The organism is Marinomonas sp. NPDC078689, assembly GCF_044542435.1.
Classification (GTDB): Bacteria; Pseudomonadota; Gammaproteobacteria; order Pseudomonadales; family Marinomonadaceae; genus Marinomonas; species Marinomonas arenicola.
Map to the genome: position 1 here is coordinate 313,871 of NZ_JBITUJ010000003.1, position 20,022 is coordinate 333,892.

Here is a 20,022-nt window from a genome sequence, read left to right on the forward strand (position 1 = left end):
CAGAGCTTGAGCAAATGCCCTTATAGATTAGGTTTTTTCTGAAAAACCACTTCCCCACCTTGGAAAGCACACAACTCCCCAGGCACCATTTGCGCCCACTCTTCATCATGGGTGAGAGGTTGTGTCGCGATCACAGTCACCACATCTTTGTCCGTCGTCACTTCTTGAAAGTTCACACTGACATCTTCGTCTGACAAGGTGGCTTTTTTAAAGGGCGCGCGTCTCACGATCCAATGCAACTTAGTCGTACAAAAGCAAAACAGCACAGCGCCATCGGACAGCATCATATTAAAGACGCCTTTTTCCTTCATCTGCAGCGCCAGCTCAGTGATGGCATCCGCCAAAATAGGCAACGCAGGCTCTTGCTCTCCAAAACGCACCGACAACTGCTCTATAATCCAACAAAAAGCACGTTCTGAATCGGTATTACCTAGCGGCTGATGAATGCCAACCGGCAATTTCTCAGACCCTTCAAGCTGACCATTGTGCGCATAGGTCCAGGTTTTGCCCCAGAGAATACGACTAAACGGATGAGTGTTCGGCAGACTCACAGCCCCCACATTGGCTTGACGAATATGACTGATCACAATGTCACATTTTAACGAGGTTTTGCTCATCACTTCGGCCAAATCTGAATCGCTGCTCGGGCGCGGATCGTGCATCGCCCACACATGACCATCGCGATACATCGCCATCCCCCAACCATCTCGATGGGGACCAGTACGACCGCCACGCGCTCGCAACCCTGAAAAACTAAAACAAATGTCCGTCGGGACATTGGCACTCATACCTAATAACTCACACATCGTCTGATTCTTCACTCTGATAACGGCCTTTGGACTTCGAAGACCGAGAAAACACAAACACCAATACAATAAGAACAAAAGCCACCGCCGCAATCAGCGCATAAATAAACCAACTGGCCTGCGTCACCGACTTCATTTCTTGCGAGACTTGCGCCACCACACTTTGACTCGCTTTAGGAACGACCGTCGCAGCAGGCGCCGCGTTTTCATCGAACGAACCGCCTCCCACCACATCAATACTCGGCGGCACCGCCAATGCGGCCACTTGCTGACTGCTGGACAAACTTGAATCGTCGTCTTGCTGAACCTGTGTCGCCGTCAAATCCCCTTTTTGGATCATCACATCGCCATCGCCTTGGCGTTCGATCGTCCAAGTCGGTGTCGTGTATTGCAACGGGCGACCAGCGTCAGTCACGCCCACCAAGGTGGCTTTTACCTTAGCAAAACTGTCTGCGCCAATGGGCACGATTTTTTCCCAGTACCCTTCACTAATAAACGGCATTTGCTCTCGCTGCTGAGCGCCATCTGCATAGGTTAACTGCAGCGTCATACTCGACTGTGAGGCGTCCAGCTTGGCGTTGCTCGCACTGGCGGAAAACGTCACCAGATTCGCCCCATCATTCTTAGCCTGAAAACTCACCGCCGGTTGCACCGTGATGTATTGGCGAATTTCTCGGGCCGCTGATTCGCCTTGAATTACGCTGGTTAATTCATAAAGTCCTGGCTGCACTATGCCATCGATACGACTTTTGAACTCAGCGCCAACTGGAGTCATTTCCCAACTCAATACCGACATTTTACGTCCGCCAGCCACTCGTGTGAGCGTCTGCTTGACCTTAATATTCGATAATTGATCAGGCGTGGTTAGCGCTTGTCCATATTGAAAAAGTGCCACACTCGAATCAATGGCTTCTTGGGTAAACACCAAAGCAGGAATCGTCGTGGCTTTAGCAACCCAATCAGAAACCACGCGCACATGGCTGCGCTCAGGGTTAACATTGTCTAACTGCCAATGCCCCACACTCGGGTTTGTCACGGTGAAGACGGTGTAGTGCGGCGCATCCGATACATACACGCCCGGACGGCTCAATAACGGCATAGTCGCCCCATTAGGCTGTACCAATTTGGGCAATCTACCGGTTTCATGAAGCACTTCAATGGTCATTTCTTTAACACTTGCATCCACATCAAAGCCGCCTTGCGTTAATGGCAACTCTTCTGCCGGAGCCGCCTGACTGAAAATCTGATCAAAGGTGTCTAATAGATCTTCTGGCACAGCCACATCGGTATGGGTGGCGTTGGTTCGATATGACAAATGGTCGAGTAGCGCCTTGTCTGTATAATCCGTTAAAGAAATGGTGTGGAGGTGAATCCCCTTCGCTTCTAACTGTTGCGTGAGGTCTTGCCAGATGCGTTGTCGAGAAGCGTCATTCACCGACTCGTCACGACTGATGTCCACCATGCCATCGGTCACTAAAATCCAATCACGGCGATAACCAGGCGACAAGCCTGCGACATCAGGGGTTTTAAGCAACATAGCAAGAATAGATTCTAAATCTGTTTTGACGTCTTGGGTGGGGTAATTCGTCACATAGCTTGCAAGCTTTGCTTTCGAAGCACTGTTCACTAACGTTTCTGGGAAAAGCACTCTGGGCTGCTCGCCAAACAACCAAACCCCTAATGTGGCTTTATTCTCAGGGGATAAGTCAGCAAGAAGGCGCAAGGCCTCTGAAGTAATATGGTCTGGGTCATTGCTTTGCATGCTGCCAGACGCATCAACGATAATACGAAACTGGGTATCAGCTTGACCCAATGATGACCACAAGGAAAGAAAAACAAAACAAAGTACGGCACTTATCTTTAACTGTTTCACTTGCGATCACCTCTTAAGATTATAAAGGCTGAGTCATGCTGTCCATGCTACATCAGCCGAAGTCATAGGGTTCTGGCATGCCATGCACCCACTTGATGATATGTGTCTCCCAATCTTCTTCTGCGACGCTGTTTTCACTCACCGCATAATGTCGAACACTTAACCCTTGGCGCAGCATTTCTTTATTACTGCCGGTCACCAAGGGGTGCCAATTGGGCAAATCGCCAGTTTCATGCAACACTCGATAACTGCAGGTATCTGGCAACCAATCAAACGCTTCTACTTGGTCCGCCGTTAACGTGATGCAAGAAGCCACCTTATCTTGGCGCGTTTCATACACCTTACACTGGCACGCGCCAATGTTAAGTTGCTCACACGCAAGATTGGTATAAAAGACGTTATCTGTTTCTTCATCTTCTAACTTTTGCAGGCAACACTTTCCACAACCATCACAAATGGACTCCCACTCAGGGGCGCTCAATTGCTTCATCGCGGTGGTTTTCCAAAACGGTTCGTAACGCTTAGCAATCATAATCAGTAAACGGCCTCGGTTGGCGTTTTATAAAGATCTAATAAATACTCATCTTTCGCCGGAGGAAGTTGTAGGTAAAATCCCTTTTCCTGAATGCCTTGAATGACTTTGTCCGTGTCCGCACGAGCCAATTTTTGATCTTTTGTTAACAACATAGTCATGGCACTAACACCGGAACCAAATCGCGTCATTAACGCTTCTGGAATGTCCTTCAAACCCACGCTTTTTTTCACGTACAAGTACATCCCATCATGCTTAGACGAGCGAAAAACTTCGACAATTAAATGCTGTTTCATACTATTCTCAATGCTCTATTTTCTTATTGCTCGGTCGCGTCTTTTTTAAAACGCTCAAGCACGGGCTCAATAATGGTGTCACGACGCCACCCAGTCATCGCTGGATTTTGCCAGTCAATCGTAGAGCCATCGTACAAATGCTGCACCAATGGTTCCAACAATTTACGTTTCAACATAGCTTCTGGCGCTATGTCTAATTCTTGAGCGCGCTCACGAATATAGGCTTTTATCGCCTTTGTCAGCTCCCCTGCCTGCGATGGCAAAGGCGCCGGTAAAGGCAACTGCAATTCGTCTTTCGAAAGTCCTTTCACCAAAGCAACGGTTTTTAAAATTTCATCACCGTACAATCGATGCTGCTTACCCGTGAGCTCTTCTGTTTCTGCAATCGCCTTGTGGTAATCAGGCAATGTTTTTCCCAGCGCCCATAAGGTTCTGTCTTTTAACACCTGACCTTTAGGCACGTTCTCTTTGCGCGCTTGCTCATCACGCCAAATAAACAACAAACGCAACAAGGTCAACCCAGCAGGCGACAAACGCCACGCCGTTTTAATCCCCGCCCAGTTTTGTTCTGGGTCGGCGTTCATTTGATGCTGCCAGGTTAGAGATTCGCAATCTTCTAATGCCCAGCTAAGCATGTTTTTTTCTTCAAGCTTCGCCACTTGCATTGGGTAAAGCTGAGCGAGGTACACCACATCCAATGCCGCGTAACGTTTTTGCGCGTCGGTCAATGGACGCTGTGTCCAATCAGAACGCGTTTCGTCTTTCGCGACTTCGATATTTAAATAGGTTGCCACCAGCTTCACATAGCTTAATGACCACTGCGCACCGGCATACGCTTCGCCGATTTGCGTGTCGTAGAATGGCGTCGGCAACACACCCAATAAACGCTCAAATACATCCAAGTCTTCTGAACAAGCATGAAACACCTTCATCACAGACGGGTTGACTAGCAAGGCACGCAAAGGTTCCCATTGATCAATCGCCAGCGGGTCAATCAACACCGCTTTTTCCCCTTCGCTGATTTGGATCAAACCAGTAATAGGAAAGTACGTTGTACGACGAATAAACTCAGTATCAACCGCGATGACGGGCAATTCAGCCCAGTATTCACACCAACTTGCTAACGAGTCATTGTCCGCTACCCATACAATATTCAGAGCTTGATCTTGGTTTTCCATTCTAGAGTGTTTTCCGACCCTCTAGCGCTAACGCCAGAGTGTTGCCATCTACGTATTCCAGCTCACCACCCATGGGAACACCATGCGCAATACGACTGACGTTGATGTTTTTGGATTTTAATTTCTCAGCGATATAATGACACGTCGCTTCGCCTTCAACCGTTGAGTTTGTTGCAATAATCGCTTCTTCGACTCGATTATGAACCACTAAATTTTCTAAATGATCTAAGCCTAATTCTTCTGGGCCAATACCATCAATCGGGGAAAGGTGACCTAATAGTACAAAATAACGCCCATCAAACGTCCCTGCCGATTCAATGGCAAGCACGTCTGCTGGGGTTTCAACAATGCATAAATGCGTAGGATCACGTTCCGTGTCCGCGCAGATACTGCACTCCGTTTCTTCCGTTAAGGTTCGGCAACTAGAACAGCGGCCGACCTTATCCAACGCTTCACGCAGTGCATTTGCCAGTCTGTCCGCCCCTTTATGCTCTCGCTCCAGAAGATACAGCGCCATCTTCTGTGCTGACTTTGGGCCAACACCAGGAAGGCAACGTAATGACTCGATAAGCTCTTTAATTAAGGGACTAAACAAGCCGAGCTCCTAGAAAGGCATTTTAAAACCAGGTGGTAGAGACATGCCTGCAGTTGCCGCATCCATTTTTTCTTTCTGGCTTACTTCAATATTGCGCACCGCGTCGTTTACCGCCGCAGCAATAAGGTCTTCAAGCATGTCTTTATCGTCTTCAAACAAAGAGTCATCGATAGAAACACGTTTTACATCATGACGACCTGTCATGACGATTTTAACAAGGCCTGCACCAGACTGGCCTTCTACTTCCATATTCGCCACTTCTTCTTGCGCTTTCTGCACGTTTTCCTGCATTTTCTGCGCTTGGCGCATCATGTTGCCCATTCCACCTTTAAACATAACTCTCTCCAATTAAGCTTTAACTTTAACAGTATCATAAACCAGTTGCGCACCCATCGTGCTGGCGAGGGCTTGAACCACTGGGTGTGAATTCAAATGATCGATTGCGACTTGCAGCGCTTCAGCTCGCTTGCTGGCGGCAAATTCTTCCGCAGTAACACCACTGGTGTCTTCAACCGTATCAATAATCAAGGGCACGCTTTGCCCAAAAAAGTCGCTTAGCGCACCTTGAATTTGCTCGTATCGCGTTTGATTTAACATGTGCCCATATTCTAAAGGCACTTCCAGCTTAACCCCCTGCTCAGTGGCAGAAATCAAACTGGAGTTCATCAAAATGTTCTGTACCAAGCCCGTTAACGGCAACCTTGGCGCAACCAACCACCAAAGTTTCATGGTTAGCTCACTAAAATGATGCATCTCTGGCAATGGCATACCTAACGCCGGCTGAGCCACCGTATCGGCTGCTTTTGGCGTATTAACTTCTTCGACTACAGGTTCTGCTTCTACGGCAACAGAATCTGCGCCGAGCGCCTGAACCAGGTCGGCGGCCGGATTGAAGGGGTCAGAAACATCCGCAATGGCACGCTCTTCCGCTTCTTCTTCGTCCTCTTCCTCGTCTTCATCTTCTGCGTACTCTTCCACAGAAGGCGAATACACAGGAGCGACCTTAGCCACAACAGGCTCAACCTCTGCTATTTGAGGTGCCTCATCAACAGAACTTAGTGCTTCAGGTTCTTTATGTGGTGTCACTGGACTGTTTTCAACAGCAACAGGCACTTCAGCAGTGTTTTCTGCGCTCACAGAAGAGGCTTCTAATGGCGGCTCTTCGGCCGCGGCGTCTGCTACTTCAGGCTGAGCCGGTGCTTCTTCCCACGGCGGGCGCTCTGCTTCAGGCAAAAGCTCAGCCTTAGCCGTACTGCCGACCACGTCATTCACAACCGCCTCGGCAATGTCCGACGCCGTGTTTAATGATGCCGACTCCGCTTCTTCTGATGAGGTTACTGACACATCCTCTTGGGGCATCTTTACAGACGACGAATCAGAAGGCGCAGGCTCTACAGGATGGGGCTTTGCAGGATGAGGCGCTAACGCTGGCGTTTCAGGCTGACCGCCCGATGGTGCAACAGGCCGTGGCGGCGCCTCATAAGACACCGTCATCGGCGGTGCAGGACGAAAGGCAATCAGTCGCAACATCAGCATTTCAAAGCCGGAACGCGCCGTATGAGATAAATGCAAATCTCGGCGACCAATCAACAAACTTTGATACATCAACTGAATTTCTTCAGAGCTTACTGTTGCGGCAATCTGCTGAATACGCGCCAAGTCGCCTAGCTGGTCCAGCAATGCCTCCGGCACTTGCTGCTCCACAGCAACACGATGCAAGGTGTCTAATAAACTGCCACAGATGGCGGTAAAGTCTGGCTGATAGTCCGCTAGAGCGTCTATTTTTTGCAATACTTGTGCGGCGTTTTTACTCGCCACACTCTCTAATAGATCCAGAATTTGCGCTTGATTTACCAAGCCCAACATGGCGGTGACGCCCGTCTCAGAAATAGTGCCATTACCAAACGCGATGGCTTGATCCGTCAGACTTAACGCATCACGCATACTGCCATTGGCGGCTTGACCTATTTGCCACAATGCAGGTTGATCATAAGACACCTGCTCGGTTGTCAAGACGGTTTGTAAATAGTCCACCACGCGCTGGGGTGTCATGTTTTTAAGATTGAACTGCAAACAACGAGACAAAATGGTCACCGGCAATTTCTGCGGGTCCGTCGTTGCGAGCAAAAATTTCACGTGTGCTGGAGGCTCTTCCAATGTTTTCAATAATGCGTTGAAAGAGTGCGTCGATAGCATATGAACTTCGTCTATTAGATAGACTTTAAAACGTCCGCGAGTGGGCGCATATTGAACGTTTTCTAGTAATTCTCGGGTATCTTCCACTTTCGTTCGAGAAGCCGCATCGACCTCAATCAAATCGATAAAGCGACCTTCGGCGATTTCGACACAGCTGTCGCAATGCCCACAAGGTTCAGGAGAGATGCCATTGGTTTCGCAGTTTAGGCATTTTGCAAAGATACGGGCGATGGTTGTTTTCCCCACCCCACGCGTACCACTGAACAAATAAGCATGATGCAAACGTTGCTGGCGAAGCGCATTGACCAAGGCTTGTAATACATGGTCTTGCCCTGCCATTTCAAGGAATGTTTGTGGCCGCCATTTGCGTGCTAAAACTTGATAACTCATGATAGATACTGGCTAATAAAAAGCGATTTTTCATTGTACGGCAGTCCGACGCATTTCGGAACCATTCATCGCAAAGGATGGCGCCGAGAAGGACACGAGAAAGCGAAAAAATCGCGATTTAGATCAATAGTTTATATTTCGCTCAGGCTGACTGAGCGAAATTCATAGCGGCTTACGACTGGCTTCTTTGTTCGCGAATCTTACGCTGGCGCTCTTTTTCCAGCGCTTTTTCTAAGCGATGCTTTTCAACCGCCTCCGAAACCTCCGCCCCAATATGCTCTTCGCCGCGAGATCGCGCCAATTGCACCTGACGCTCACGCTCTACAAAACGCTGGCGCTGCTCATCGGTGAATTTATCAAAGCAATGCACACAACTCACGCCTTGCTGATAGCGCTCATCTTGTTTCTCTTCTTCGGTGATCGGCATACGACAAGCATGACATTGATCATAGTCGCCTTTTTCAAGGTCGTGATTAACAGAAACACGATTATCGAAAACAAAGCACTCGCCTTCCCACATGGTTTCTTCTTTTGGCACTTCTTCCAAGTATTTTAAGATACCACCTTCAAGGTGATACACCTCTTCGAAGCCTTGCTCTAACATGTAAGCGGTGGATTTTTCACAACGAATTCCGCCGGTACAAAACATCGCCACTTTTTTCTGTTTCTTCGGGTCCATGTTTTCTTTCACGTACTCAGGAAATTCACGGAAAGTCTCTGTTTTTGGGTTAACTGCGTTCTTAAATGTACCGATCTGCACTTCGTAATCATTACGAGTGTCCACTAAGACCACGTCTGGATCTGAAATCAATGCATTCCATTCGCTTGGTTTTACATAGCTCCCCACCACACGTTTCGGGTCGATTCCTTCTACCCCCATGGTGACGATTTCTTTTTTCAATTTTACCTTAGTTCGATAGAAAGGCATGTCTTCGTCATAAGACTCTTTGCTCACGATATTGTCCAAACCTGGCTGCTGATCCAACCACGCCAACATGGTATCAATGCCTTCTCGAGACCCAGCCACAGTACCGTTGATTCCTTCACTTGCCAGCAACAAGGTTCCGCGAATGCCATTTTCTTCTAAAACAGACTGCAACGGCTCACGCAGGGATTCAAACTGAGGAAGCTCAACAAACTTATAAAGGGCACAAACAACAACTTTAGACACTTTCTATCTCCTATGCGGTCTGGAACGTAAAACCAGAGCAATTAAACAAGGCGCGCATTATAGAGATTTTCTGACAAAATTTCGAGCCTGTGAGGCCGTTAAATCAACTCCATAGTTACTGATCAGGGTCCAGCGTTTTGGCTGTGGTGTTATTAACTCGAAACCAACCGGCAATACTGTGACGCGTGCGCTTTGCCACTTTCACTTCATGATAAAAATCTTCGCTTAAAAACACCGCCAAACGGCCTTTTTTAGGCAAAAAACGCCCCAGTTCACGGTCAACATCATGCTCATCGTATATAACCAACTCGCCACCATCGTCTTCCTGCCAATCCTCGTTTAAGTACAGCACAGTCGAAAGAATGCGATTACTTTGACCTTTAAAAGCGTCCATATGTTTTTCATAAAACGCCCCTTCCTCATAACGCGCAAAGTGAGCTTCAAAATCAAACAGACCCAAGAAAAACTGTCGATTTAACACCACTCTCAGCGCTTCCATTTCATCCAAAAACGTCTTACGTGTTTCGTTAATCGGATCAATCCACTTGATGTAGTCTCGCCGCGCATCCAGCACCACCTGATGGTCCTGCTTTCGACCAACACCGGCCTGCAACATGGAGTCATTTTGAATACCTCGGACCTCTTCCATCAATTTATCGGTAAACGCGTCGGAGAAAAAATCGTCCTGAATACTCCACCCTTTGGTATGCAAATCTTTCAACAATAAAGCAAAGGGTTCGAGGCGACTAAACGCAGGCAGAAGCGCTTCTGGCAAATCATCAGGTAAAGGGTTATTTATCACATCATCAAAGATCATAGAGAGAAAGTTCACGTCCTAAGCGGCATTATTGCCAAGCCGTTTATGATACTGTAGCGTGCGAAACGACACACTAATTTTATCTTTGCATGCAGCGTTCAATAATGACCCAAGCTTTTGTCTTACGCGACTACCAAACTCAAGCCGTCGAGGCGACTCTAAACCACTTTCGCCAAAGCAATGACCCAGCCGTGGTTGTGCTCCCCACAGGCGCAGGCAAAAGTCTGGTCATCGCAGAGCTTAGTCGCCTAGCAAAAGGGCTCGTAATCTGCCTAGCGCATGTCAAAGAACTCGTCGAACAGAATCATGGAAAGTTCTTAGCCACCGGCCACCACGCAGGTTTGTATTCGGCCGGTTTAAATCAAAAAAACAGTGGCGAAAAAACCACCTTCGCCAGCATCCAGTCACTCGCCGCCAACCTAGACGATTTCACACAAGCGGCCAGCTTAATCATCATTGACGAATGCCACCGCATCGATATGACGCCCGGCAGTCAATATCAAAAAACCATCCAACATTTTTTGTCACTCAATCCAAACACCAAAATCCTTGGCCTCACCGCAACGCCTTATCGCCTTGGCAGCGGCTGGATTTACCAACACCATTATTATGGCTTTGCACGCCCTAGCAATGCGTGCTTTTTCAAAAAATGCATTTTTGAATTGCCGCTAAGACACATGGTAAAAAACGGCTACCTTACCCCACCCATACATTATGATGCGGCCGTTGCTCATTATGATTTCAGCCAACTAACAGAAAGCCTAGATGGCGAGCAAGACACGGATGCTATCGCACTCAATGAGCTGATCCATAAACACCCCAGAGTTACCCGCGCAGTGACAGAACAAATCATTCAGCTGAGCGAGCAACGCCAAGGCGTGATGATCTTTGCGTCCACCATTGATCACGCGAAAGAGATCATCTCTTATTTACCCGACTCTGAATCTGCGCTCATTACAGGTCAAACGCACAACAAAGAACGCGATCGGCTCATTCAGACATTTAAAGACAAAAAGCTCAAATACCTGGTCAATGTATCAGTATTAACTACAGGGTTTGACGCCCCGCACGTGGACGTTATTGCCATCCTTCGCCCCACCCAGTCAATCAGTTTGTTTCAACAAATTGTGGGCCGCGGACTGCGCCTAAGCCCAGGCAAAAAAGATTGTTTAGTGCTCGACTACACCAACAATGGTTACGACATTTTTCAACCCGAAGTGGGGGAGAAAAAGCCCACAAAAGATTCTGTTCCCGTACTAGTACATTGCCCTGAATGCGACTTTGCCAATACTTTTTGGGGAAGAAAAGACAGCGAAGGAAACGTTATTGAGCATTTTGGGCGACGCTGCCACGGCCTTATGGAAACACCCCATGGCGAAGAACAATGCGACTACCGTTTTTGCTTCAAGCGTTGCCCACATTGCAACGAAGAAAACGACATTGCGGCACGCCAATGCCAACATTGTACAGAGAAACTGATTGACCCCGATGATCAACTGAGAAATGCGCTGAACCTGAAAAACAACAAGGTTCTTCGTTGCTCCGGCATCACCTTAGCAAGCCAACCAGATGATGACAGCATCAAGGTCACTTACCATGACGAAGACGGCACAACGCTAAGCGAAAGTTTTTATTTCAAACAGAAAAAGTCAAAACAGAAATTTAACCAAGAGTTTGGACGCCGCGTCGCCAACAGCACGCACCCTATTGAGTTTGAGCACGCCAATGACGCGTTAAAATTCGAACCCTATTTGCCGACGCCCGATTTTGTCATTGCCAAAAAACAAAAGCACCACTGGCAAATTACCGAGAGACTATTTGATTACCAAGGACCTTATCGCAAGGCCAACGACCTCACATAAAGTCGCATGCAATCACAATTTAATGGCGACCTTGGTTAATGGCCTTTCTTCAAGGCATTTTTATAAGAAACATCAAAAGGCAAATTGAGCTTACCCAAATGATCGATGGCCGCTCGCCCAAGAACACCACTAGGAATGCCTTTTAACAATACCATGAAGTAATTTGCCGCCATGTTTTCAGCAAAAATCGCCGCGGTATTGTCGTCCACACCCACCTGTTTAAAGCGACCTGCCACCCCTTCTACAATAACGTCCATCTGTTTTGCATGAAAACCACCATGAGCAAGACTGTCAAACAGCACAAGGCGCGCAAACTCGGCGTATTTATCATAAAAAGAAAACAGCACATCGGCCATTTGAAGCAAGTAATCAGAAGGAGATTGGCACGCACTTTGAGCGTCGGCGGCTTCTCTAAGCGCCACGTCCATCTCATCAAAGAAGATGTCTTTTACAAGGGAAAGTTTATCGGGAAAATGAACAAAGAGGGTTCCGACTGCAATGCCAGCCTGCTCACTAAGGAAGCGTGTACTTGTTGCCTCAATGCCTTTGGTTAAAAAGGCATGTTTCGCGACCCGCTTTATGGCAGAACGGGTATTGGCTTTTTGAGTTTGGCGCAGGCTCACAAGACGTCCTCTGTACAAGAAAGGTACATCGAGTTTATCGCGTCCTGATTTTTAAGACGAGCGCTATTTTAGGTAATGCACTCTATCCATAGGTCTGCTATTTAGGTTGGCATTCAGATCCGCCATGTAATGCTCGATACGGCGCGCATTCATACCAAAATCGCCTGACCCTACTCGAGAGCAAGAGCGCATATCAACACGAACCTCACCATCAACCTCGGCAACACGAATAACCACATCGTCTCTAAAACCAAAAATTGGCGTTCTGGCGGTCGCCTCTATGATGCCGACTTCAGGATAAAAAGCATTAAGCTGCCAACCTCTTTCTTTTACCAAGTCCAGCGCTTTTTGATACGTTACATCAATACTTTTTGTCGTTGTAATCGGCTTAACCCCAGGGTAATTGGCCTTTTGAATAGGCCCCCATTTAGGATTGTAACTCAGACCATTCTCATTCGACTTGCGAAGAAAGTTCACATTCAAAAACGCTGGCGGTGTCACAGTGTCCGTGGTGATGTCATTAATATCCGGTAAGTTGCAACGTTCGGCATAAAAAACAATCCACATAAAGCTATAAACGAGAGAGACAATCAATACCAAACCAAAAAAACGCTGGCTAGAGACATTGCATTCTTTACGGCAAGCAAACATAGAAAGCGCCGCGAGCGCTGATAAGATTAATGCGGCAAAAACACTCTGCCTTAGCAGGGAAAAACCAGTCAGAGGTTCAAACAACCCAACCCTAACACCTGCAATAGAAATAAACGCTGCGCACCCAACTAACATTAATAGGATATAAAGCACAGGAGAGATATAACGACTCATAGATTACTCATGCCATATTGATATGACAACCTTAGCCTGCAAAGATGCTCACGAACAGAAGCCCAGAAGCGCTTTAGCTTTGATTCCTTGATATTTGCATAGTTTTAGTCAGAGTTTCAAAAAGACACCGGAAAAATGGTTTTTTCGCCGTTTAAAAGTGGTAAAGAATCACACCTCAGGTATGATACGAGCCCCTAATATAAGCGACAATTTGTTGGACGAAAAACAACCAATGCGAGCTCGCTTCCAAAAACTTGATCTAATTGGTTTTTATGGACCTCAAACACCCACTCCACAGCGTCGATCTGCTGCGCACCAAATGCCGCTCAAGGGCCCAACGACCTTTTATCGCCCGTGGCGCCAATGCTGTGCGTTGCCCTTCTTGCATGATGGCTGAATTTGCTTGTTTCTGCGCCTATCGAGAGCCACGCCAAGCCGCTGTCGATTTCATCTTGCTATTCCATCGCGATGAGATATACAAACCGACCAATAGCGGTCGCCTGATCGCTGACCTCTATCCCGAGAACACGCGCGCTTTTTTATGGGACAGAACGCAGCCAGACGAAGAACTCAGCAAGCTGCTAGAAGCAAAAAAGGAGCAATGCACGTTACTTTTCCCCAATACCGAAACCGCCCAACAGCAAGGCAGAAGCACCAGAACACTGCCACTGCCAATCTCAGAGAATCAACACAATCACACCTTTATTATTCTCGATGGAACTTGGAAACAGGCCAGCAAGATGTTTCACCAAAGCGAATGGCTTAAAGACATCCCTCACTTCGAAATCAACAGTCAGGCGCAGCGCTCATTTTTAGTTCGACATTCAGGCCACGACATGCAATTTGCCACCGCTGAAGTAGTTGCCTTATTGCTCGACAGCCTCGGTCATGAAAAACAAAGCAAACACCTGCTTCACTATTATCAGCGCTTCAATCAACACTGCCTTGCCAGTCGAAAACGCGGCAACACTGATGCCTAAAACAAAGCCGCAGCCATAAAAAAAGACAAACCTTCAAATTCAAGCATCATGGGCTTTACTCTTGAAGTTTTGTCTTTATAGACGAAACGAAATTACCCGCGATTCAGCAAAGAAGCTATACCACTTGAATGAAACTGCACCGCTTGTTTTTTCTTCTTAGCCACCAGCACAGGGCCGTTATCAAGAAACAAAAACGCCTTCCAGGTGCGCTTAAACACAGACCAAGTCATTTCAAAAACCAGTTCATTATGGCAACAGAAGAAAACTAACGTATCCTCTCCCCACGGCGCCACATGGTCGAGCAATAATTCAGGCAACGCCGGATCATCAGACTCCCAAATAGGCTCCCATTTAACCTGAGCCACAGCACTTTTCTTAGCCCAATCATTATCATCAAAGTGGTCTGGGTGAATGTGCGCTTCACTAATATAATCTCGCCACACACTGGCCGCTCGCGCCTCATCCAACAAATGAATTTGCGTCAGATCTTCTGGTTCTACTTTTGGATCTTCTCGCTTAAAAATCCAACTTTTTGAAAAACTCTCTAGTAACTGATATGCCATGATTTCCTACATAACGAAAAAGGTGAAAAAAAATAACCTAATTCATGAAAAACGATCGTTTGTATTGGCAACGTATCGTATCTAATATTGAAAATGTTGTAATAAAACAACATTTTTAAAAATTCACTGTAACACCAAGGAGAACACTATGGACTCTCAAGAACAATATGATGCATTATTAAAACGCTGGGGCCTAGAAGATCGAAGTGCTGAACGCCGTGCCCGTCGTGAAAAGTGGGTTCGCCACGCCAAAGCCGCTGCGACGTATGTTAAGAAAATGCTAGCGCCTACTCGCAAAGCCGTTTCACACACTCCAGCAACGCATTAATAGATAGAAGCAATCACACAACTCTTGCCTATGCCTTGCGTTATCGAGACCTAGTATAGCGCAATTGAACTTTTGAAAGGGGAGAAAAACAATAAATCCCTCCCTTCCGTTCCCCCCTCTAAATTCGTTATTATCGTGACTCACTCATAACGAAGTACTTTCTCTATGTCTTACTCTTACAAAGCAATACTCTTCGATTGCGATGGTGTCATTGTCGACACAGAAAATATTTCTAACGAGATCATGCGCTCCATGCTGCAGCAACAAGGCTTGCACATTGACGATAAATTACTACACGAGCGTTTTACCGGCTTTACCAACAAAGAAAACCTAAAAACCGCAGAAGCTTTATTAGGCAAAGCCTTACCCGAGAGCTTTGACGCAGATTATCGAACGCTATTTCACGCCACGATAGACGAACATTTAGAACCGATCAAAGGGGTGCGCGAGCTGCTTAGCAAGATCACAGTCCCTATTGCGATGGCAACGAATGCACGCCGTAAAGAAATGAACTTTAAGCTTAACAAGATTCAGCTCGAAGAAAGGTTTTCGGTTCGTTTTTGCGTAGAAGATGTGGCCAACGGGAAACCAGCACCAGACCTTTATCTCAAAGCGGCTGCCGCATTAAATATCGCCCCAGAAGACTGCTTAGTGATTGAAGACTCGGTTGCAGGGATTACTGCAGGCAAAGCCGCCGGCATGCGGGTACTCGCCTTTAGCGAAACACTCGACGCACAACTGCAACGCAACGCAGGTGCTGACGCTTGCTTTAAGACCATGCAGGAGCTTGAAACCTTGCTAGGACTTAGCGAATAAAAGCGCTAGACAACCAAGGCCTTTAAAAATAAAGGCCTTGTCATACAAGTTCCCGACGTTAAAGCGCCTGCAACTGTTTAAGCAGGCTTTTTGGCAAATCGCTGATCGTCAAAGTGCCAGTATCAGCATTAAACACAATCGACTCACCCAACAAATCGCTGTTAAAACTTAGCGTTAGCGCACGAGAGCTCCCAGAAAGGCGCGTCAGCTTCTTCAACGCCGCTTTTTCTACAAAAATCTCTTTCTCCATCTGAAAGCTGTCAGATTCGGCGATTTCCAGAAATTTATTCGCTTGCTCCACAGAGAAACGCGACTCAACCTCATTGGCAATTTGCTTTATCTCAAGCGGTTCACGCTCTTCCGCCTTAGACTGGCAATGCTCAGATACCACTTTCTTAAACTCGTTCGCTTGCTTGGTCGAAATCCCCTCTGATTGACAAAACGCAGAGGTCAAATCTACTAGCTTACGAGTCTCTTTTGCCGCCACTTTTGGCTCATCGCAACCAATAAACTGAGTAAAGTACTCACTTTCTGGCTTAGGCGCACGACCAAAACGAAACGCGATATAACGCCCTTCATCACCAGCACGCCAAGCATTAAGATTGATTCGCAGCGCCATGTGCAGCTTTTCCATCTCAATCTGCTCAACTTGAGAAAGACTAAGATCCGCCCCCAAGCCAATACCCTGCTTACGCTTCAACATCACAATGTATAAAAAGTGCGTATCATGAAGCTCATAATGGTTAAACCACAACAACCCGCCTTGCGCCTCTTCAACAGGTTCAAGGTATTTAAGATATTCCGCCGCACAATTTTTTGAGAAACCCTCAAAATCTTCAAATGCATCGTCTTTAAAATGCTTAGTTAGCAACGCAGGCAATTGTGAACCTTCTTCACTCCCTTCAGGGTTTGAAAAGCGCCCTGTCGTCATGCCAGATCGATTGAATAAATTGGTTACCTGCTCCGATAGCGCTTCAGCTTGCCCATCAATCGGGTTCTCATTCGGGCGGGCAATAAGGATCGCCTTACGTTCGCCTTCATGCTTTTGTATTTCATGCACAATCAAGTTGGTAATAGACACCAGCAACCTCTTACGTTTAGTATGAATGAATTATGACCAACCTCTTGAGAGGCAATTCAACACCTTATAGTTACGCCATGACCAAACCAAAGACCACAAAAAAAGACACTCGAAACGAAATAGATTCTTTAGTAGAGGAATTCATCAAGGCCAACGGGAAAATCCAGCAAGTAAATATGGGTGAATCCGGTCTTGTTGACGGCAAGTATAACACGGCACACATGGGCTTTAGCGAGCCAAGAAAAGAACGCACACCACTTAATCATGTGGTTGCGGCTATTCAGCAGCGCAAAGGCAGTAAACCCGCCTCCCCTTACCCTGTTAAACCCCATAAAAAACCGAAAAAGAAGATTATTTACGATGACTTTGGTGAGCCTTTACGCTGGGTTTGGGAAGAATAATGTAAATTTCGTCGTATCGGTATGCATCTACATTCGATCCATTTAAGATATGAAACATGATGTTAGACAAATTATCTAAAGGAGTTTCCATGTCAATTCGTTACCTTCACGCCATGATAAGAACCGACAAGCCTGAAGAAAGCCACACCTTTTACACCGAAGGATTGGGTCTAGTACAGACGCGTAGACACGACAGCGAAAAAGGCAAATTCTCTCTTATTTACTACGCAACCGCACCGGGAGAGCCTGAAGTTGAGCTAACCCATAACTGGGATGATCGCACTTATACAGGGGGCGACCAATTTGGCCACCTAGCGTACGAAGTCGACAACATTTATCAAGTCTGCGAAAAACTGCAATCCATTGGCGTAACCATTCTTCGTCCACCTCGCGACGGACACATGGCTTTCGTCAAGGACCCAAACAATATATCCATTGAACTACTACAAAAAGGCGAGTCCCTCGAACAAGCTGAGCCGTGGGCATCAATGGAAAATATTGGTAGCTGGTAAGTTACAAAAGATTACAATCTCACTAAACGCTACATAACTTCCATAGCCTCAAGGAAGAGGCAACGTTATATTAAACGCATACACGAACTACATGGAGTTCATCATGATTAAAGCATTTAAAACACTATGCACCGTTAGCCTTCTATTGCTATTGAGCAGTGCCAGTCATGCGGAAAGCCTTTTCGACAGCAACATTAAAGCCGGACTTTCCGACCACGATAAAGATGGCGTAATCGACGCTCGAGACCACTGCGCTAACACCCCACTAGGGGACGCAGTTGACACTAATGGCTGCCCAAAAGTGTCATCGAAAGTATTAACCGTTGATCTAAATATCTTATTCGACTCAGGAAAAGCCGTGGTAAAACCTAAGTTTTACCCAGAAGTAATGAAACTGGCTACTTTCTTGAAAGATCACCCAAGCAGCAAGGTGATTATCGAAGGGTACACTGACAACGTCGGTGCAGAAACAATCAACAAAGCCTTGTCACAAAAACGCGCAACAGCCATCGCCGATGTGTTAATCGATAGCTTTAGAGTATCGCCAAAACGCGTTAAAGCGATTGGCTACGGCGAAAGCAACCCAATTGCGACAAACGACACCGCACAAGGCCGCGCCAACAACCGACGCGTACTGGCGAATGTATTTGCCCAACAGACAGCAGATGTAAAACGCTGGACAATCTACAGCGTGGACACAAAATACAACACAGCCCTTTATACACTGCGCAAATAACACCACTCGTAACAACACCTACTCTGCTACCACCTCTTGGTAGCAGAGCATTCTTTTTACCCCTCTCTTTAGAACACAACCCATAGCACAACACAGAACCAAAGCCATGCCGCATCATTCACCTATGCCAGCAAGCTAACACCTTCCTTACGCTATAAATCAAAGCACTCAGAACAAAAAAAGCAGAACACCGTATAAGCTGCCACGCTTTCTTATTTAAGAAAGGCTTTCGCTCTATACCGTATTCTGCTTTTGCAACACGCCTGCGCCATCGCAGGCGCACTGGTTAAAGCGATTGCGCCTTAGCCACTTCCGCCGACTCAAGCTGCTGATATTGTTGCAGCGCAGTACTGACCTTTTTTAAATAGGTTCTGGTTTCTTGGTACGGCAGTTTTGCAATCAGCTGCTGGTACACTTCATCAGGCGAAAGCTGATTAATCACCTCAACTGCAGCGCTCAACGAACGCTTGTTATCTGGATGAAACACACTCGCAACGTTGCCCGCACCTGTATTATAAGCTGCGATAGTGCAATACAAACGACTTCTGTCATCCTTGATGTCTTTCAAGTAACGACTGTCTAATATATGCAAATACGCCGCACCAAAACGAATGTTTTCATCCGGCTTAAACAAGGTGCCTACGTCCGGACTTTTGTCCTTTTTATTGATATGCACATTGACATCTTTGCCCGCTGAATCCGGCACAATCTGCATTAAACCAAACGCCGGAATAGGCGACTGAGCCAACGGATTAAAGCTAGACTCTGTTTGTGTTACCGCCAAGATCAAACTGCGATCCACATCAAACTCCGCTGACATTTTGGTCGCCGCTGGGAAAAACGGCTTAGCACGATCCACCACACTTTGCGCTGGCAAACTGATCCGTACTTGCTGAATGCGCTTACTGGTGGCGTCGCCATCACCTTGCACTATGCTTGCCTTCGCCATCACAGACGTCACATCATCGGAGCCTGCAATGGTCTTCAATAAGCTTTCTGCTTCAGACTGAACCTTGACGTTTGGCAGCACTGGATCCTTAGACAAAGCACCACCTACTGATGTGCCAGCCAACTCTGACAACACCTGCTTTACATCCAGATCTTTGCCATTCAACGATTCAATCAGAATCTGATTGTTCTGATAATCCAGAATCACGCGCTGATGCAGGTCTTTTTTATACAAAATATAGTCATGAGCACTAGACAACTTGGCATAGTCCCCCCACTGCTTAACCACTTCTTCTTGATAGGCTTTATAGCGAGCCAGATAGCTTTGCGCATAGGCTTGATAGCCTTCTTGACGACTCTGCTTCCATTCTGCATAGCTTTGCGCCTGAGCAGAAGCGGTTGCGAACATAAGTAATATAAGATAAATTTTTTTCATTTTTTACACCTTAAAATGTAAACCTAAAACCCAAGCCTAAAAAAAGGGGCCGAAGCC

22 protein-coding genes are annotated in these 20,022 nt (G+C 46.8%); 7 read left to right on the top strand and 15 right to left on the bottom strand.

Going from position 1 to position 20,022, the window contains the following annotated elements:
* Positions 1-20: 20 nt before the first annotated feature.
* The 10 genes from ACIGBN_RS07695 to ACIGBN_RS07740 all read right to left on the bottom strand — a co-directional run bounded on the left by ACIGBN_RS07695 (position 21) and on the right by ACIGBN_RS07740 (position 9,839).
* A complete protein-coding gene (locus ACIGBN_RS07695; protein ID WP_133003530.1) occupies positions 21-806 on the bottom strand; it encodes a class II glutamine amidotransferase in 786 nt (261 codons plus the stop codon).
* Positions 799-2,679, bottom strand: coding sequence for a VWA domain-containing protein (locus tag ACIGBN_RS07700; protein WP_396664612.1), 1,881 nt, complete (start codon positions 2,677-2,679; stop codon positions 799-801). Before ACIGBN_RS07700 ends, ACIGBN_RS07695 begins: the two co-directional genes overlap by 8 nt.
* A 52-nt stretch (positions 2,680-2,731) precedes the next feature.
* The gene (locus ACIGBN_RS07705; protein WP_396664614.1) at positions 2,732-3,211 is read right to left on the bottom strand and encodes a YcgN family cysteine cluster protein; all 480 of its coding nucleotides are present in this window, start codon (positions 3,209-3,211) and stop codon (positions 2,732-2,734) included.
* A gap of 2 nt (positions 3,212-3,213) precedes the next feature.
* A complete protein-coding gene (locus ACIGBN_RS07710) occupies positions 3,214-3,507 on the bottom strand; it encodes a YcgL domain-containing protein (RefSeq protein WP_133003527.1) in 294 nt (97 codons plus the stop codon).
* A 23-nt stretch (positions 3,508-3,530) separates the two neighbouring features.
* A complete protein-coding gene (rnd, locus tag ACIGBN_RS07715) occupies positions 3,531-4,685 on the bottom strand; it encodes a ribonuclease D (RefSeq protein WP_133003526.1) in 1,155 nt (384 codons plus the stop codon).
* Between the two features lies 1 nt (position 4,686).
* Positions 4,687-5,280 carry a recombination mediator RecR gene (gene recR, locus ACIGBN_RS07720; RefSeq protein ID WP_133003525.1) on the bottom strand — a complete coding sequence of 198 codons (594 nt, stop codon included), beginning with the start codon at positions 5,278-5,280 and terminating at the stop codon, positions 4,687-4,689.
* A 9-nt stretch (positions 5,281-5,289) separates the two neighbouring features.
* Positions 5,290-5,616, bottom strand: a complete 327-nt coding sequence (locus tag ACIGBN_RS07725) for a YbaB/EbfC family nucleoid-associated protein (RefSeq protein WP_133003524.1) — start codon at positions 5,614-5,616, stop codon at positions 5,290-5,292.
* Positions 5,617-5,628: 12 nt separating this feature from the next.
* Positions 5,629-7,866: a DNA polymerase III subunit gamma/tau gene (gene dnaX / locus ACIGBN_RS07730; RefSeq protein ID WP_396664617.1), complete on the bottom strand. Its 2,238-nt coding sequence runs from the start codon at positions 7,864-7,866 to the stop codon at positions 5,629-5,631.
* Positions 7,867-8,038: 172 nt separating this feature from the next.
* Positions 8,039-9,037 carry a rhodanese-related sulfurtransferase gene (locus tag ACIGBN_RS07735; RefSeq protein ID WP_133003522.1) on the bottom strand — a complete coding sequence of 333 codons (999 nt, stop codon included), beginning with the start codon at positions 9,035-9,037 and terminating at the stop codon, positions 8,039-8,041.
* Between the two features lie 115 nt (positions 9,038-9,152).
* Complete coding sequence (locus tag ACIGBN_RS07740; RefSeq protein ID WP_396664619.1) at positions 9,153-9,839, bottom strand: 2OG-Fe(II) oxygenase; 687 nt, start codon at positions 9,837-9,839, stop codon at positions 9,153-9,155.
* Between the two features lie 119 nt (positions 9,840-9,958).
* Here ACIGBN_RS07740 and ACIGBN_RS07745 point away from each other — a divergent pair, with 119 nt between their 5' ends.
* Positions 9,959-11,716 (top strand): DEAD/DEAH box helicase, encoded by a 1,758-nt coding sequence (locus ACIGBN_RS07745; RefSeq protein ID WP_396664621.1) that lies wholly within the window; start codon positions 9,959-9,961, stop codon positions 11,714-11,716.
* Between the two features lie 35 nt (positions 11,717-11,751).
* Here the strand turns inward: ACIGBN_RS07745 and ACIGBN_RS07750 are convergent, their stop codons facing one another.
* The gene (locus ACIGBN_RS07750) at positions 11,752-12,339 is read right to left on the bottom strand and encodes a TetR/AcrR family transcriptional regulator (RefSeq protein WP_396664623.1); all 588 of its coding nucleotides are present in this window, start codon (positions 12,337-12,339) and stop codon (positions 11,752-11,754) included.
* Between the two features lie 63 nt (positions 12,340-12,402).
* Positions 12,403-13,164, bottom strand: a complete 762-nt coding sequence (locus tag ACIGBN_RS07755) for a DUF1499 domain-containing protein (RefSeq protein WP_396664625.1) — start codon at positions 13,162-13,164, stop codon at positions 12,403-12,405.
* A 272-nt stretch (positions 13,165-13,436) separates the two neighbouring features.
* Here ACIGBN_RS07755 and ACIGBN_RS07760 point away from each other — a divergent pair, with 272 nt between their 5' ends.
* On the top strand, positions 13,437-14,144 hold the full coding sequence (locus ACIGBN_RS07760; RefSeq protein ID WP_396664627.1) for a tRNA-uridine aminocarboxypropyltransferase: 708 nt from the start codon (positions 13,437-13,439) through the stop codon (positions 14,142-14,144).
* A gap of 92 nt (positions 14,145-14,236) precedes the next feature.
* Here ACIGBN_RS07760 and ACIGBN_RS07765 read toward each other — a convergent pair whose 3' ends face one another.
* Complete coding sequence (locus ACIGBN_RS07765) at positions 14,237-14,707, bottom strand: DUF2947 family protein (protein ID WP_396664629.1); 471 nt, start codon at positions 14,705-14,707, stop codon at positions 14,237-14,239.
* A gap of 148 nt (positions 14,708-14,855) precedes the next feature.
* On the opposite strand from ACIGBN_RS07765, the gene ACIGBN_RS07770 reads away from it, so the two are divergent.
* On the top strand, positions 14,856-15,035 hold the full coding sequence (locus tag ACIGBN_RS07770) for a hypothetical protein (protein ID WP_133003516.1): 180 nt from the start codon (positions 14,856-14,858) through the stop codon (positions 15,033-15,035).
* A 165-nt stretch (positions 15,036-15,200) separates the two neighbouring features.
* Positions 15,201-15,851, top strand: a complete 651-nt coding sequence (locus ACIGBN_RS07775; RefSeq protein ID WP_133003515.1) for an HAD family phosphatase — start codon at positions 15,201-15,203, stop codon at positions 15,849-15,851.
* 58 nt (positions 15,852-15,909) lie between these two features.
* On the opposite strand, the gene ACIGBN_RS07780 is transcribed toward ACIGBN_RS07775, so the two are convergent.
* A complete protein-coding gene (locus ACIGBN_RS07780) occupies positions 15,910-16,932 on the bottom strand; it encodes a nucleoid-associated protein (protein WP_133003514.1) in 1,023 nt (340 codons plus the stop codon).
* A 32-nt stretch (positions 16,933-16,964) separates the two neighbouring features.
* Here ACIGBN_RS07780 and ACIGBN_RS07785 point away from each other — a divergent pair, with 32 nt between their 5' ends.
* The 3 genes from ACIGBN_RS07785 to ACIGBN_RS07795 all read left to right on the top strand — a co-directional run bounded on the left by ACIGBN_RS07785 (position 16,965) and on the right by ACIGBN_RS07795 (position 18,581).
* Positions 16,965-17,333: a hypothetical protein gene (locus ACIGBN_RS07785; protein WP_396664632.1), complete on the top strand. Its 369-nt coding sequence runs from the start codon at positions 16,965-16,967 to the stop codon at positions 17,331-17,333.
* A gap of 89 nt (positions 17,334-17,422) precedes the next feature.
* Positions 17,423-17,845 (top strand): VOC family protein, encoded by a 423-nt coding sequence (locus ACIGBN_RS07790; protein WP_396664634.1) that lies wholly within the window; start codon positions 17,423-17,425, stop codon positions 17,843-17,845.
* Between the two features lie 103 nt (positions 17,846-17,948).
* The gene (locus ACIGBN_RS07795) at positions 17,949-18,581 is read left to right on the top strand and encodes an OmpA family protein (protein WP_396664636.1); all 633 of its coding nucleotides are present in this window, start codon (positions 17,949-17,951) and stop codon (positions 18,579-18,581) included.
* 286 nt (positions 18,582-18,867) lie between these two features.
* Here the strand turns inward: ACIGBN_RS07795 and ACIGBN_RS07800 are convergent, their stop codons facing one another.
* Complete coding sequence (locus tag ACIGBN_RS07800; RefSeq protein ID WP_396664638.1) at positions 18,868-19,965, bottom strand: transglycosylase SLT domain-containing protein; 1,098 nt, start codon at positions 19,963-19,965, stop codon at positions 18,868-18,870.
* Between the last annotated feature and the right edge of the window lie 57 nt (positions 19,966-20,022).

Coding starts and splice junctions, on each gene's coding strand:
- ACIGBN_RS07695 (WP_133003530.1), bottom strand. CDS start 806: ATGTGTGAGTTATTAGGTATGAGTGCCAATGTCCCGACGGACATTTGT.
- ACIGBN_RS07705 (WP_396664614.1), bottom strand. CDS start 3,211: ATGATTGCTAAGCGTTACGAACCGTTTTGGAAAACCACCGCGATGAAG.
- ACIGBN_RS07710 (WP_133003527.1), bottom strand. CDS start 3,507: ATGAAACAGCATTTAATTGTCGAAGTTTTTCGCTCGTCTAAGCATGAT.
- rnd (WP_133003526.1), bottom strand. CDS start 4,685: ATGGAAAACCAAGATCAAGCTCTGAATATTGTATGGGTAGCGGACAAT.
- ACIGBN_RS07725 (WP_133003524.1), bottom strand. CDS start 5,616: ATGTTTAAAGGTGGAATGGGCAACATGATGCGCCAAGCGCAGAAAATG.
- dnaX (WP_396664617.1), bottom strand. CDS start 7,866: ATGAGTTATCAAGTTTTAGCACGCAAATGGCGGCCACAAACATTCCTT.
- ACIGBN_RS07745 (WP_396664621.1), top strand. CDS start 9,959: ATGACCCAAGCTTTTGTCTTACGCGACTACCAAACTCAAGCCGTCGAG.
- ACIGBN_RS07755 (WP_396664625.1), bottom strand. CDS start 13,164: ATGAGTCGTTATATCTCTCCTGTGCTTTATATCCTATTAATGTTAGTT.
- ACIGBN_RS07760 (WP_396664627.1), top strand. CDS start 13,437: ATGGACCTCAAACACCCACTCCACAGCGTCGATCTGCTGCGCACCAAA.
- ACIGBN_RS07765 (WP_396664629.1), bottom strand. CDS start 14,707: ATGGCATATCAGTTACTAGAGAGTTTTTCAAAAAGTTGGATTTTTAAG.
- ACIGBN_RS07770 (WP_133003516.1), top strand. CDS start 14,856: ATGGACTCTCAAGAACAATATGATGCATTATTAAAACGCTGGGGCCTA.
- ACIGBN_RS07775 (WP_133003515.1), top strand. CDS start 15,201: ATGTCTTACTCTTACAAAGCAATACTCTTCGATTGCGATGGTGTCATT.
- ACIGBN_RS07785 (WP_396664632.1), top strand. CDS start 16,965: ATGACCAACCTCTTGAGAGGCAATTCAACACCTTATAGTTACGCCATG.
- ACIGBN_RS07790 (WP_396664634.1), top strand. CDS start 17,423: ATGTCAATTCGTTACCTTCACGCCATGATAAGAACCGACAAGCCTGAA.
- ACIGBN_RS07795 (WP_396664636.1), top strand. CDS start 17,949: ATGATTAAAGCATTTAAAACACTATGCACCGTTAGCCTTCTATTGCTA.
- ACIGBN_RS07800 (WP_396664638.1), bottom strand. CDS start 19,965: ATGAAAAAAATTTATCTTATATTACTTATGTTCGCAACCGCTTCTGCT.